A 15668-nucleotide genomic window follows, 5' to 3' on the forward strand; every position below is an offset into this window, starting at 1 on the left:
TGCGGGTCACGCCTTATCGAGCCAGACCTTGCCGAAATCGTGCTCGTAGGTGGGGTGCATCGAGTGGTTCTTCACCTCGGGCTTGATGTTGATGTAGAGCTTGCGCCAGTACGGCTGGATGATGATGCCGGATTCCTGCAGCGTCTGCTCGATGTCCTTCATCACCACCTTGCGCTTTTCTGCATCGGCGATGCCAAGCGCCTCGCCCACCTTCTTGTCGAAATCCGGATTGGCATAGGCCGTCTCGTTCCAGGCTTCGCCAGAGCGGTAGGCGATGGCGATGACCTGGATACCCAGCGGGCGCATGTTCCAGTTGGTTTCCGAGAACGGGTATTTCGTCCAGTCGTTCCAGAAGGTCGAGCTCGGCAGCACGGTGCGCTTCACCTTGATGCCGGCTTCGCGCAGCTGAGCCGCGATCGCGTCGGTGGTGTTCTTGTGGTAGTCCTCGTCATTGCTGATCAGCTCGTGCTCGAAATCGATCACCCCGGCTTCCGTCAGCATCTGCTTGGCCTTGGCCATATCGCGCTTGATCTCCGGCAGCTTGACATATTCCGGATGGATCGGCGCCACATGGTGGTTTTCAGCCGGCGTGCCGGCATTGCCGTAGCCGAGTTGCAGCACCACTGAATTGTCGACTGCCAGGCACATCGCCTGACGCACCTTCTGGTCGCCATAGGGCTTGGCGTTGACGTTGAAGCGCGACACCACGGTCGCCGCCGTCACCACTTCCGAAACCGGGGCGCCGACACCTTCGATAATCTTGACGTAGTCGGCGGTCGTCTCGTGGTTGGTCTGCACTTCGCCCGACTCAAACGCCGAAACCGTCGCGGCCGGATCGGTGCCGTAGTCGATGAACTCGACGCCGTCGAGGAAGACTTCGCCCTGCCACCACTTGCCGGTCTCGCGGCGCTTGTAGACCACCTTCTGGCCGACATCGTAGGACACGAGCTCGAATGGGCCGGTGCCGATCGGGCAGTTCTTGAAGTTGGCGCCCTTCGCATCGAAGGTCTTGTGCACAACGAGTGCCGGATAGTCGGTCAGGTTGGCGATAAGGGCGATGTCGGGCTTGCTGAGCTTGAGCTTGACGGTCATGTCGTCGACCTTGACGATCGATCCTTCGCTCAGCTTCTTGGTCTTCTCGTCGACGAGGCTGCCGAGGCGGCCCGGCATCGAATTGCCTTCCGCGGCCTTGTCGGCCCAGCGGGTGAAATTGTAGATGACGTCGTCGGCGGTGAACTTGTCGCCATTGTTCCACTCGACACCAGGCCGCACATGCAGCGTGTACTCGGTGGCGTCGTCGTTGATGTCCCAGCTTGCCAGCAGATATGGCGCGAACGTGTACTGGTGGGTGTACTTCACCAGGGGCTCGAGCGCCTGGCGTTCGGCATTGGCGATTTCAGACCAGTCGGCCGTGCGCGGATCCTTGGGATCCTTGACGGACATGGCGACCTTGATCACGCCGCCCTTCTTGCCCTGCACGTCCTCGGCCTTGGCCGGTGTCGGCGCGGCAAGGCCGAGCAGGCCGTAGGCCATGGCGGTCGAAGCGCCGAAGATGCTGGCGAGCGCCAGGAATTCGCGCCGATCCACCGTTCCCGCCTTGGCTTCTTCGGCCATGGCCAGGATGTGATCCGGAACGCTGTCGCCATTACTCTTGTAGATTGTCATCACTAACTCCCATTGTTGGCTTTCCGCCGATTAACATTCCGCATCCGGGCCGTGATGTCAAAGACGGCATGGATTGGGAACATGTTAGCGAATGTGCAACTTTGGAAAGAGAGCGGTTCGCGCGATAACGACAGTCTTGGCGCAAAATTGCTAGTGCGCCCAGATTTCGCCAAAATCTCTTCGGGCCATTAAACAGAGACATTTACACAGCTTACGACAGCGCCAGTCCCGGCCATGGTGAGGGCCAGACCCTCAATATTCCCTTTCGTAGAAGATGCCGCCCTTGGCCTCGCCGGCATCCGTCGCCTCGCCCCGCAATTTGACGCCGCGCCCGACATTGAGGTCGATGGCCGCCTTGCCCGATCCCGGCTTGTCGCCCTTCTGGATGGTCACATAAGTACGGTCGTTCAGGTATTTACCGGCCGAGACCGCCGTGCCGCCCTTCTCGTCGGTGGTGACGTCGAGATCGTCGACGCCGATGGCGCTGCGCAGATTTTCCAGCAACGAGGTCGAACCGCCGACACCGGCCAGTTGCCCCGCCGCTTCGGCCAGTTGCGCGATCTGCAGCGGCGACAGATTCGACATCGAACGGCCGAAGATCAGTTGCGCCAGCACCTCGTCCTCGGGCAGCGCCGGCACCGAAGTGAAGGTGAATTTCGGATTTGTCGCCTCGCCCGACACCACGATGGTGACGGTGGCGCTGGCCGTCGCCGTTGTCGCGGTCAGGTTGAGATAAGGCACCAGCGAGCCGGAAAAGCCGACCGTGCCCTCGGTGAAGGTCAGCCGCTTGCCGAGGATCGACAGCCGGCCGCGCTGCAGGGTGAAGGTACCGACAGCTTGCGGCGACGAAGCCGGACCGGTCAGCCTCAGCGAGCCGCCGAGTTCGGCGTCGACACCCCTGCCCTGGATAAAGATCTGATTCGGCGCGTTGACCGTGACGTCCAGCGCGAGACCGCTGCCGCCGCTCTTGCCGCTCGTCGTCGCCGGCCGCAGCGCCTTGTCCTGCGCCCTGACCGCGCCTGGCGCGTTCTTGTGCTTGACATCGAGCTCCGAAAGCGAGCCCGGCAGCTTGTCGGGAACGGTGATGACGGTCTTGGCCAGGTTGACGGTCCCGGCAATCGCCGGCGCCGACGTCAGCGGGCCCTTGATCGTCAGGTCGCCGCCAAGATTGGCGGTCACCACGCGCCCGTCCGTATAGCGGCCGTCGGTGAGCTTGATCGACAGGTCGGCCGGGAAGCCTTGCGCCGGATTGATGCCGACCGTGCCGCTGGCCGACAGGCTGCCGCGCGTCGACAATGTTCCGGTCAGCCGGTTGATCCTGGCGACGCCGCCGCCAATCGAGACGTCGGCGGCGATATCGTTGACGGCGAGGCCCGAGCGCGCATCGACGAGCCGCGCGCCGGAGGTGCTGACGCTGCCGCCGATGACCGGCGACGTCGCTGGACCGCGCACCTGAACATTGACTTTGGCCGTTCCCGTCAGCGACAGGCCTTGCGCGGCAAGCTTTTGGCTGAGGATGCCGAAGGGCACGCCGCCATTGAAATCGAGCACCAGCGCCGGCGTGCCCGCCGTCGTCACCGTGCCGCCGCCCTTGAGGCCAAGGCCGGCTCCGTCGCCGACATTGGCGTTGAAGGTGAGCTTGTTGGCGGCAAAGGTGCCGGACGAGGAAACGCTGACCGCGCCGACACCGGCGCCGCGGGTCTGCGACGTCTGCACGCCAGCCGCGTCGATGTTGAAAGCAACCGCCGGACTCGCTGGCGCACCGGTCACCTTCACCGTACCCGAAATCGAACCCGCCGCATCGAGGCCGCGCGAAAAACTGTTGGCGAGCGACATCGGCACCTTGGCCAGCGTGGCATTGATGTCGAGCGTCTGCCCGACCTTGCCGGTCACCGTCGCCGTGCCGCCGCCAAGGTTGAGCACCAGCCGGTCCAGCGTCGTGATGCCATTGGCGATGCTGACGGTGGAGGCTTGGGCAATGACCGCCTGGATGCCCTGGACAGTCGCCTGTCCGGAAGCAAGTTCGATGGTCGTCGTGCCGTTGGCGGCTTTCACCCGGCCAGCCGCCTTGGCCGGAATGCCCTTGACCGTGGCGCCGCCGGAGAAGCCGGTCCAGTCGCCGTCACGCTTCAGATCGACATCGATGCCGCTGATCACCGTGCCGCCCGATATGACGGTGTCGGCATGGATCTTGCCCGAGATCACCGGCGCCGCAAGATAGTTGGCGATCAGCGCATCGATGGAAACGGTTTTCGCCTGGAGGTCGCCGCGCGTGATCGAGGCGGTGGCCGCCTTGATGGCGACCTGGGGTGCCGTGCCGTTCTTCGAAAAGGCGATCGTGCCGCGCACGTCGCCTTCGGCCTTTTCCAGCGCCAGCGCGGCAAGCGGCCCGATATCGGGCAGGTCGAGCGAGATTGTGCCTTCAGGCACGAACTTGTCGTCCAATTCCAGATCGCCGGAGATCTTGTTTGGGCCCAGCGACAGAAGCAGGCCGTTGATGGCGCTCTTGCCGTTCGCCGTCGCCAGCACGGCACTGCCTTGCAAGGCCTGTCCCGCGACATTGCCGGTCAGTTGCACATTCGCAGCCGGGTTGATGGCATCCGCCTTGCCGGTGGCGGTCAGCTTCAGCCCGGTGATCTCGCGCGACGCCACCGAAAGCCGATCGCTATTGACGGTCAGCGACAGGTCGGGGGCGGTGGCCGGCCCCTGAGCAGTCAGCGCAAAGGCAATGGCACCCTTGGCGTCCTTGGACAGCGGGGAAATATCGGTAAGAGCGCCGGTAATGTCGGCGGCCACCTTGTTGTCGGCCAGGCTTGCCTGTCCCTGTGCGCTCAGCGCGCCGGAGATCAGCTTCAACCCATCGACGTTGATAGCGCCATTGGGATCGCGCTTTATCGCGGCGCTGATCTGCGCCCGTTCACCGAGCATGCCTCGCGCCGCTGGCGGCAAGGCCGATGACGGGGCATCCGCCTTCAGCTTGAGATCGATGGCGCCATCACGCAGCGATACCTGGCCGGAGACCTGGCTGTTCAGCGCATCGCTCTTGAGAGAGCCGCTGTCGATGGCCATGGCATCGGCTGTCAGGCGCCCGCTGAGCGCGGCTGTCACCTTGCCGGCGATCAGCGGTGCGATCGTGGCATTCTCGAGACCGACCTTGTCCACCGATACCGTGCCGGAAACCGGCCCGGCGCGGTTCTTGAGATCGAACGCATCCGAGTGCAGTGCCAGCGACAGCCCGTCCACTTTCGCCGGGCTGGTGGTGACCGAGGGCAGGATCGCCGCAAAGTCCAGCCGGGTATGCGTGCTTTCGCCCGCGATTTTGGCCGACAATGACCGGATCTCGATCTTGACTGGGCTTTGCGGGCTTCCGACCGTCAGTGGCAGGCTGGGGCCGGATGAGGTGAGATCGAGCGCGAAATCGCTGGCTCCGTTCGGATTGATGGTGCCGGCGGCCTGGCCGGAAATCTTGTCGCCGGAGAGCGTGGCATGGTCAAGAGTGACGCCACCGACGACGGTGTAGGCGCCCACGGCATCGATGCCGAGCGGCCCGAGCCCGGCCTGGCGCGTCTGGCTGGTTTCGGCACCGGCGAGTTGCGCGTTGAACCGGACCTCCGGAGCAGCCGGCGTTCCGGTCACTTGCGCGATGCCACTGAGGGTGCCCGCGGCATCGAGGCCGGGCGAAAATTCATTGGCAAGGGCCGCCGGCAGCGCCGAGAATTGTGCCGCGAGATCGAGCGTCTGGCCGGCGCTGCCCGACAGCGTCATCGAGCCGCCGCCAATATCGAGCGCAAGCTTCTCGATGTTGGTCGTACCATTGGCGATGGTCAGTGACGAAGGCTTGGCGAGCGCTGTCTTGATGCCGCGAACCGTGGCCTCGCCCGAGGCGATCTCCACACTGGTGGTCCCATCGGCGATCTTCACCCGCCCGGCAGCGGTCGCCGGAATGCCCGCGATGGTGGCGCCGCCGGTGAAATTGGTCCAGTCGCCGTCGCGCTTCAGATCGACGCCGATGCCACTGATTTCGGTGGTGCCCGAAGTGACCGTATCGGCCTTGATGGTGCCCGAGATCGCCGGCGCCTTGAGAAAGTTTGCGATGAGCGCATTGACGGCGATCGTCTTGGCCGTCACCTCGCCGCGCGCGATCGATGTGCTCTTGGCGTCAATGGCCACCGAGGGCGCATCGCCTTCCTTGGCAAAGACGATGCTGCCGTTGATATCGCCGGTCACAGCCTGGCCGGCGAGCGCGGCCAGTTGATCGATGGCGGGAGCGGCAAGCGTGAGCGTGCCCAAAGGCATGTATTTGTCGTCCAGCGCCAGGTCGCCAGACACCTTGTTGTCGCCCAGCGAGACGAGAAAGCCGTTGATCGAACGCTTGCCCTCGCTGGTGACCAGCGCCGCCTTGATGTCGAGCGGCTGGTCGTTGACGGCGCCGGTCAGCGAGACGGTGGCGGAAGGGCTCGATATGTCGGCCTTGCCGCTCGCCGTCAGCTTGATCGCCTTTACCGTGCGGCCCGAGGCCGTCAGGCTGTCGCTGTCGGCTGATACCGTGAAATCGGGCGCCGTCATGGCGCCGCTTGCCGACAGCGCGAAATCGACCCCGCCGGCAACCGGCACGCCGACCGTCGGCGACAACACCGAAACGTCGCCCAATTTGCCCTTGATGTCGGCCTGGATGTCCGTGCCGTGCATGCTGGCGGTGCCGCTGGCGCTAAGCGATCCGGAGGTGAGTTCGATCGAATTGGCGGCGAACGATCCCTGCGGATCGCGGGTCGCGGCAGCCGAGAATTTTACCCGCCCGCCGAGCACCGAGGCGATCTGAGGCGGCAAGGCCGTCGCCACGGCGTCGGCGTTCATCTTGAGTTGCATCGACAGGTCGGCAAGCGCCACTGTCGCCGTCAGCGAAGCGTTGAGCGCATCGGACCGCAGCGTGCCCTGGTCAATGGCAATGGCGTCCTTGCTGATTGAACCGGCCAGATCGACGTCGACCTTGCCGGTGACCAGCGGCGCCAGCGTCGCGACGTCGGTTTTCAGGCCGCCAGCCTCCAGCTTCACCGCAACCGGGCCGGCGCGATTCTGGATGTCGAAACCGTCGGAGTGGATTTGCGCCGCCAGATCGTCGAGCCGGGTGCCGCCGGCGACGATCGAAACGAAGGAGGCGCCGATGTCGATAATCGGTGCCTTGCCGTCGCCAAAGGCGCGGGCGGTGGCGTTCTTGATCGCCAGCGTGATCGGTTGCGCCTCGCTGCCGACGCTGACCACGACGGGCGGGCCCTTGGCGGCGAGTTGGACAGAGAGATCGCTGGCGCCGGCGGGATCGACGATGCCGGTGGCGGTGCCATGCATGGCGTCGCTGTCGATATTGGCCCGGTCGACGCTGATACCACCGGCTGATGTGGCGGTGCCCGCGACATCGAAGCTGGTCTTGCCGGCAAACAGGGGCTTCAAATTCTCCGGCAGGAAGCCGGCGAAGTCGCCGTCACCCTTGGCCTCGACATGGCTGCCCTTGTCGGTGGACTGGTGACGGCCCGTCAATTGAGTGACGATCTCACCGTCGACGGTGAACGTGGCTATGCCGTTCCAGTTGGCGAGCGGCCCGGTGCCTGATGCGACTATGTCGACGGGCGGCGCATCGGGCAGCTTGAGCAGATTGGCGATGATGCCGCCCGCCGGCTCCGAAGCCTTAAGGTCGAGGTCAAGCCTGTTGTCGGCCGGCGCAAAGTGGATTTTGGCGTCAACCTTGCCTTGCTTGCCGTCATGGCGGGTAACATTGAGCACCGTCTCGACCGCCAGCGGTGTGGCTTCGGCCTTGACCGATCCCTTCGCCGCAAGCTCGGCGATGCCGCTGCCAGCCAGCTCCTGACCAAGCGCGATTTCGGGCAAGTCGATCTGCTTGATATCAATGGAAACAGGCAGCGTCGTCGTGCCGCTCTGCGCGGGCTGTTGGGTGCTGGCCACCGGCAGCCGCGCCAGTTCGATGCGGTCGGCCGCGATGCGGTCGGCGCTGAAGTTTTTCGACAGCAGCGCCAGCGGCGACCAGTCGACCGCCACTTTGCGCGCCACCAACCAGGCACCCTCGCGGTCCTCCAGCACGACATGGTCGACGCTGAGCGCGCCCGACCAGATGCCGTCGATGCCGCTGACGGTGACCTTGCGGTCGTCGCTCGAGGCCAGGCGCGAAATGATGCCGGCGAGATTGTCGCGTCCGCGTTCGGTCTTGGTCAGCACGACCAGCGCGCCGATCGCCCCCGCGACCACGATCAGCAGCGTGTAGAGGACAATGCGAAGGATGCGCCAGACCGTCCTCATCTCAAAACGCCTGTCCGATGCCGGCATAGATGCCGAAATGCGGATCGCTGGGGTCGCGGTTGAGCGGCACGGCGGCGTCGATGCGCAGTGGCCCGAACGGCGTCACATAGCGCAGGCCGACGCCGGCGCCGACCTTGACGTTGGAGAAGTTGGGAACCGATTTGGTCGATACCGTGCCGGCATCGACGAACGGCACGATGCCGATCGTGTCGGTGACGGCGATGCGCATCTCAACCGAGGTCTCGAAGAAGGACAGGCCTCCGATCGGCTGGCCGGTGAAATCCTTGGGACCGATGCCCTGATAGGCATAGCCCCGTACCGAGCCGCCGCCGCCGGAATAGAAGCGCCTGTCGGCCGGGACATTCTCAAGCCCCGTGCCGACGATCGAGCCGACGGAGACGCGTTCGGCCAGGACGAATTTCGAGGCCGTATCCAGCGACTGATAGGCCGATCCCTCGCCCTTCAGCTTGAGGAAGGCCGCGCCGCTCAGAATGTCGTAGCTGGGCTCGGCATAGGCCAGTACCCTGAAGCCCTTGGTCGGGTTCAGCCGGCTGTCCCTGTTATCATAGACATACTGCAGGGGAACGCTGGCGATCAGGTAAGTGTGTTTGCCGAAGGCATCGCGGATGCGTGAATAGTCGAGCGCCACCTCGGCCGAAACGGTCTGCTTCTTGTCGAGTTCATAGGACAGGCCGGTGCTGCCCTTGACCGAGAAATGATCATACGCGTCCGGGTGCTCGAAGACCGTTTTCACGCTGGCAAAGAACTTCGAGGCCGGTCCGATCACGCCGGGCTTCTCGAACATGATGCCGGCATTGTAGTTCAGGTCCGACAGATTGTTGTTGCCGATGCCGCTGATGGCCCCGTCGATGCGCAGCTTCTCGGCGCGACCAAACAGGTTGCGGTGTCCCCAATAGCCTTCCAGGCCAAGGCCCTCGGTGTTCGAAAACGTGCCGCCAAGCCCGAAATAGCGCGGCTTGCGCTCGCTGACCTGGACGCCGATTGGAATGTTGCCGTCGGCGTCCAGTTTGTCGGCTTCCTTGAACGTCACGCTATTGAAGACCTCGAGCCCCAGCAGCCTGTCGCGCGCATCGCTGATCTCCTGCGGGGAGTATTGCCTGCCACGCTTCAGCCCGGTCATGTATTCGGTGAAGTCGCGGTCGACCTTCTCGGTGCCTTCCACCGTGGTCGCGCCATAGCCTGCGACCGGGCCGGCAGCGACCGTCAGCGTCACATCGAGCGTCGAGGTGGCGTGGTCGGCGACGATCTGGCGGTCCGTCACCTTGGCCAGCGGCCTGCCCTGCTCCTTCAGCGTGCGCACGACCAATGCTTCGGCCTTGAGCACCGCGCCGGAGCCGGCGTCGCCGCCTGATATCAGGCCATAGTCGGCGCCCATCAGCCCAGCCGCGTCGCCTTCCAGCCGAATGTTGCCGAGTGTGAATTTGGGGCCGGTCGAGATATTGATCGCCACCGGAATGGGCTGCGGACCCTTGAATTCGGCGTCCGGCGGCAACGCGTCGAGCGGCTTGCCATCGATGGTGATGGTGACCACGCCTTCATAGCGGGCATCCGCATAGAGGGCCGCTACCAGTTGTTCGCGGTCGCTGCGCGCCTTGGCCATCAGCCCGAGCGAGCCCGAGACGGGGCGGTCCTCGTCGCCTTTCAGGGCCGAGGCGTTTTCGAGCTTCTTGACGAGATCCTTGTCAGCGTCGGGCGCGGAGAGCGTCACCGAGTAGCGCAGCGGATCGACGATGTCCGCATCTTCGTCACTGGAAGAACCCCACAGCTTGATGCCGAAAAGCTCGAACGCGGCCGCTGGTCTCGATTCGGCGACCAGCGCCGCCGAGCACATCATGGCCAAAAGCAGGGCGCGCGGAAGCACGCGCCCTGGCGCGGTACCCCCTGACATCTGCTTTTCATGCGCCGGCATTATGACAACCTAGTTCACAAAACTAAAATTGGAATGAAGTTCTGAAGTGCTCGTAAAGGGGCCACAATCCAATTGTCTGAAATAGGACGGGCTTGGAATTCACACCTTTTGCGTTTCGGCAAGAAAGCGTGATCCCCTGTCCTATGGAGGTTACTGTCCGCATACCGGTGATCGGCCGGAAAATAAACCGTTGGCAGGCGGAACCTGCCGCGTTCGCGCGTTGACAAGCCTGACCGAAGCTTGATCATGCCCGGACGTCTGCAATTGTCTGGAGGGGTGTTATGGCAATGCGCGCGGCTCGTGGTCTGTCGATTCTCATCCTTCTCTTTTTTGCCTTGGGCACTGTCGCGCAAGCGGCCGAGGCGCGAAAAATCGCAACAACGGACAATTCCGACTATTTCGGTTTCGACCTCCGATCCGACCAGAACGTCACGCTCGACCAGTGCAAGACGACCTGCCTCGGCGATCCGGCCTGCCGTGCCTTCACCTACAACACCAAGGCCAAATGGTGCTTCCTCAAATCCGACTACAACCAGCTGAAGCCCTTCAATGGTGCGGTTGCGGGCAAGATCGTCAACATCGACGGCGATCCGGATATCGGCGCGCCGCCGGAGCTTGCCTTCTTCCCCAACTGGATGGCCGACCAGGCCCAGCAATACCGCAACAAACTGCTCGGTCCCGCCTTTACCAAGCCGACCGAGGGCATGGCGGCACTGACCAATGCCGCCGAGCAGGCCGTGCTGACCGGCGACCATCGCTCCGCCATGCAGAAATACGAGGCCGCGGTCTCGGTGATGCCCGACGACGGCCAGCTCTGGCTCGATCTGGCGCGCGAAACGCTGGCCGTGCAGCCTGCCGCCAACACATCCGAAGCCTCCACTTTGCCGGCAAATGGCACCTCCGCCGCTTTCAACGCCTACAAGCTGCTGCGCACCACCAAGACGCGCGCCGACGTGCTGGCGCTGCTCGGCGCCGGCCTCGACAAACGTGACCTCTACCGCCCGGCCTTGCAGGCCTATGAGGCGAGCCTTGCCCTCGTGGCTTCGCCTTCCGTCCAGGCCGAGTATGCCGATCTGAAGGCCCGCAAGGGTTTCCGCGTCATCGACCATAGCGTCGATGCCGACACCAGCGCGCCACGCATCTGCGCGCAATTCTCCGAGGAACTGGTTAAGACCGGTGTTGATTACGCGCAGTTCGTGACCGTCGACAACGCGCCACCCAAGGGCGTCGAGGCCAAGGACAAGCAGATCTGCGTCGAAGGCCTCGAACACGGCCAGCATTATGGCGTCACCTTCCGCGCCGGCCTGCCGGCCGCCATCGGCGAAGTCACCGCCGCCCCCGTGGTGCTGTCGATCTATGTGCAGGACCGCGCGCCGTCCGCCCGCTTCACCGGCGACAGCTTCGTGCTGCCGGCCGGCGCGCGCCGCGGCATTCCGATCGTCACCGTCAACATGAACGCCGCCGAGATGAAGCTCTTCCGCATCGGCGACCGTTCGCTGGCGCAGCTTCTGTCGGGCTACCAGTTCCTGCACCAGCTCGACGGCTATGACATCTCCACCGTTTCCGAGCAGATGGGCGCGCCGGTCTGGCATGGCCAGCTCGATATCGTCAACGATTTGAACAAGGAGGTCACCACCTCCTTTCCGGTCGACGAAGCCCTGCCGCAGCGCAAGCCCGGCGTCTATGTGCTGACCGCCCAAGCCGTCAACGACAAGGGCGACAGCTACAATTCGTTGGCCACGCAGTGGTTCGTCGTCTCCGACATCGGCCTGTCGACCTATACCGGCCAGGACGGTCTCAACGTCTTTGCCCGTTCGCTCGGCTCCGCCAAGCCGATTGCCGGCGCCGAACTGACGCTGGTTGCCAGGAACAACGAGGTTCTCGGCACCGCGACGTCGGATGCCGACGGCCATGCCGTGTTCAATCCCGGCCTGACGCGCGGCGATGGCGGCATGGCGCCGGCCGTGCTGATGGCGAAGCAAGGGGACAATGATTTTGTCTTCCTCGACATGTCCAAGGCCGGCTTCGACCTGTCCGACCGTGGCGTCACCGGGCGCGCGGCGCCCGGTGCGCTGGATGTCTACGCCTGGACCGAACGCGGCATCTACCGCGCCGGCGAGGATGTCCATGTCGCCGCCCTTGCCCGCGACGGCGCGGCCAAGGCGGTCGAGAACCTGCCGCTGACCTTCATCTTCTCGCGCCCGGATGGTGTCGAGGACCGCCGCATCGTCAGCGACGGCGCCTCGGCCGGCGGCCACGCCGTCGACCTGCCTTTGGAACCCAATGCGATGCGCGGCACCTGGTCGGTGTCGATCCACACCGATCCCAAGCAGCCGGCGGTGGCCAGCCAGATGTTCCTGGTCGAGGACTTCGTGCCGGATCGCATCGAATTCGACATGAAGGCCGACAAGCAGGAGATCGCGCGGAGCGAAACCACCAACATCAACATAGATGGCCGCTTCCTTTACGGCGCGCCGGCGGCGGGTCTGGCGCTGGAAGGTGAGTTGACGTTGTCGACGTCGCGCGACTGGGACCGCTTCCCCGATTTTTCCTTCGGCCTCGCCGATGAACAGTCGGCGGAGCCCACGGTCACGCCGCTCACCAATCTGCCGGTGGTCGGCGATGACGGCAAGGCGACCTTCCCGATCTCGGTCGACCAGTTGCCTTCGACCACCAAGCTGCTCGACGGCAAGGTGACAGTGCGCATGCGCGAAGCCGGTGGCCGCGCCATCGAACGGTCGCTCAACATCGGAATCCGCCCGCAAGGCCACATGATCGGCATCCGTCCGGACTTCGCCGACAATGAAGTGCCACAGGGCGGCACGGCCAAGTTCAGCCTGATCGCCGTCGATCCCGACGGCAAGCGCGAGGCGCTGAAAGGCGCGCGCTGGACACTGGTCAAGGTCGAACGCAATTACCAGTGGTACCGCTCCAACAATTCGTGGAACTACGAGCCGGTCACCTTCACCAAGTCGATCGCCAACGGCCAGGTCGACCTCGGCGCCGATGGCGACGCAACCGTCTCCTTACCGGTCGACTGGGGCCAGTACCGGCTCGAGGTCGAAACCTCGGACCCGGAGGGACCGGCGACCAGCTATGAATTCGACGCCGGCTGGTACGTCGCCTCGACCACCACCGAAACGCCTGACGGCCTGGAAATTGCGCTGGACAAGGACAATTATGCCGCCGGCGAAGTGGCCAAGCTCAAGGTCTCGCCGCATTTTGCGGGCGAACTTCTGATCAACATCGGTTCCGACAAGCTCTTGAAGACCATCACGGCATCCGTGCCGGCCGGCGGCGGCACGGTGGACATTCCGGTTGGCGACGACTGGGGCGCCGGCGCCTATGTCACCGCGACACTGTTCCGGCCGGGCGATGCCCAAGAGAGCCGCATGCCGGCCCGCGCCATCGGCGTGAAATGGCTGAAGGTCGACCCGGGCGCCAAGAAGCTCGCCGTTGCGCTCGCGCCGCCGGACAAGACCATGCCGCGCCGACAGCTGTCGATTCCGGTTTCCGTGGCCGGCGTGCAGCCGGGAAGCAATGCCTATGTCATGGTCGCGGCCGTCGATGTCGGCATCCTCAACCTGACCAACTACAAGGCACCGGACCCGGAAAACTGGTTCTTCGGCCAACGCATGCTGGGCATGGAAATCCGCGACATCTACGGCCGCCTGATCGACGGCTCGCTCGGCACCACCGGCAAGCTCCGGACCGGCGGTGACGGCGCCAACATGCAGGCGCAAGGCAGCCCGCCCACCGAGAAACTGGTCGCCTTCTTCTCTGGCCCTGTCCAACTCGACGCCGACGGCAAGGCGCGGATCGATTTCGACATTCCGCAGTTCAACGGCACCGTGCGCGTCATGGCCGTCGCCTGGACCAAGGATGCCGTCGGCCATGCACAGTCGGATGTGATCGTGCGCGATCCCGTGGTGATCACGGCCGGCCTGCCGCGCTTCCTCGCCCCTGGGGACAACGCCGTCATGCGGCTCGACGTGGCTGACACCGACGGCCCTGCCGGCGACTACGCGCTGTCGATCGACACCACGGGCGACCTGTCGACCGGCGACAAGCCCCTGCCCCAGAAGCTGACGCTCGCCCAGGGCAAGCGCCAGACCTTGACCGTGCCTCTGATCGCCAAGACGGCGGGCAATGCCTCGCTGACCATCCGGCTTGCCCATGCCGACGGCATCAAAGTCGAGCAGACGCTCTATGTGCCGGTGCGCCCGGCACAGCTGCCGGTCACCACCCGCCTGGTGGTCGACCTTAAGGGCAATGGCGGCGCGCTTCGCGTCGACAAGGAGCTTCTGGCGGCAAGCCTGCTTGATGGCGCCTCCGTCAGCGTCGGTGTTTCGCAGGCGGCTGCCTTCGACGTGCCCTCGCTCTTGATGACGCTCGACCGCTATCCCTATGGCTGCGCCGAGCAGACGACCAGCCGCGCCATGCCGCTCCTCTACGTCAACGAGATGGCCTCCGGCATCGGCATGGAAAGCGATCCAGACCTGCATGGCCGCGTCCAGGATGCCATCTACAAGGTCCTGAGCTACCAATCCTCAAACGGCAGCTTCGGCCTGTGGGGACCCGGCTCCGGCGACCTGTGGCTCGACGCCTATGTCAGCGAGTTCCTGACTCGGGCGCGTGAGCAGAAATACGACGTGCCTGCCCAGGCCATGAACCAGGCGCTGAACAATTTGCAGAACTCGCTCGGCTACGACCAGAGCGTACAGGACCGCGGCAGCGAGATCGCCTACGCCCTCTACGTCCTGGCCCGCAACAAAAAGGCCTCGATCGGCGACCTGCGTTACTATGCCGATACCCAGCTGGAAGCCTTCTCGAGCCCGATGGCCGTCGGCCAGTTGGCGGCGAGCCTGGCGCTCTACGGCGACACCCAGCGCTCGGAGGCGACGTTCAAGACCGCGCTGCAGCTTGCCAAGTCGAGTACCGACTACGACTACTACCGCTCCGACTACGGCTCGCCGCTGCGTGACGGCGCGGCGATGCTGGCGCTGGCGGCGGAATCGAAGCCGGTGTCGACGATCATGCCCGAGCTGATTAAGCTGGTGACCAGGGAACGGGCCGAAGCCCGCTGGACCAGCACCCAGGACGAATCCTGGATGCTGCTGTCGGCTCGTGCGCTGAAGGAAGGCAATGATTCCATCACGCTGACCGTCAATGGGGCGCCGCATTCCGGCGGCTATTCCAACCAGGTCGCCGGCTCCGACCTCGTCGACAGCCCGCTCGAAATCGCCAACACCGGCAAGACCCCGCTGCAGGCCGTCGTCACCACCGTGGCGTCGCCGGTCCAGCCTTTGCCGGCCGGCGGTGAAGGCTTCACCATCGCGCGCACCTACTACAAGCTCGACGGCACCGAAGCCAATGTGACGGAGGCAACGCAGAACGAACGCTATGTCGTCGTGCTCAAGGTGACGGAGCAGAACAGCTGGCCCTCGCGCCTCCTGGTCACCGACCTTCTGCCGGCCGGCTTCGAGATCGACAACCCCGGCCTGGTCTCCAGTGCCCAGCTGACGAACTTCTCCTGGCTGGCACAGACCGACGCCGCCCATCTCGAATTCCGCGACGACCGTTTCGTTGCGGCGTTCAACCCGGCCGATGGCGACCATGACCACAATCTGACGCTCGCCTATGTCGTGCGCGCCGTGACGCCGGGCACCTACGCCCATCCCGCGGCAACGGTGGAGGACATGTACCGGCCGCAATATTCGGCCCGCACCGCCACCGGCATGATGGAGATCAAGGCGCCGTAAGGTGT

The 15668-nt window shown here is 64.5% G+C and carries 4 protein-coding genes; 1 reads left to right on the plus strand and 3 read right to left on the minus strand.

All coding sequences use genetic code 11. From position 1 onward, the window contains the following. Positions 1-6: 6 nt before the first annotated feature. The 3 genes from FJ934_RS09235 to FJ934_RS09245 form a co-directional block, all read right to left on the minus strand. Positions 7-1665 (minus strand): ABC transporter substrate-binding protein, encoded by a 1659-nt coding sequence (locus tag FJ934_RS09235; protein ID WP_140608963.1) that lies wholly within the window; start codon positions 1663-1665, stop codon positions 7-9. 252 nt (positions 1666-1917) lie between these two features. Further along, on the minus strand, positions 1918-7971 hold the full coding sequence (locus FJ934_RS09240; protein WP_140608965.1) for a translocation/assembly module TamB domain-containing protein: 6054 nt from the start codon (positions 7969-7971) through the stop codon (positions 1918-1920). 1 nt (position 7972) lies between these two features. After that, positions 7973-9901: an autotransporter assembly complex family protein gene (locus FJ934_RS09245; RefSeq protein WP_140608967.1), complete on the minus strand. Its 1929-nt coding sequence runs from the start codon at positions 9899-9901 to the stop codon at positions 7973-7975. Between the two features lie 281 nt (positions 9902-10182). Here FJ934_RS09245 and FJ934_RS09250 point away from each other — a divergent pair, with 281 nt between their 5' ends. Beyond that, complete coding sequence (locus FJ934_RS09250; protein ID WP_140608969.1) at positions 10183-15663, plus strand: alpha-2-macroglobulin family protein; 5481 nt, start codon at positions 10183-10185, stop codon at positions 15661-15663. Positions 15664-15668: the final 5 nt, after the last annotated feature.

Source organism: Mesorhizobium sp. B2-4-12, assembly GCF_006441575.1.
Lineage (GTDB): Bacteria > Pseudomonadota > Alphaproteobacteria > Rhizobiales > Rhizobiaceae > Mesorhizobium.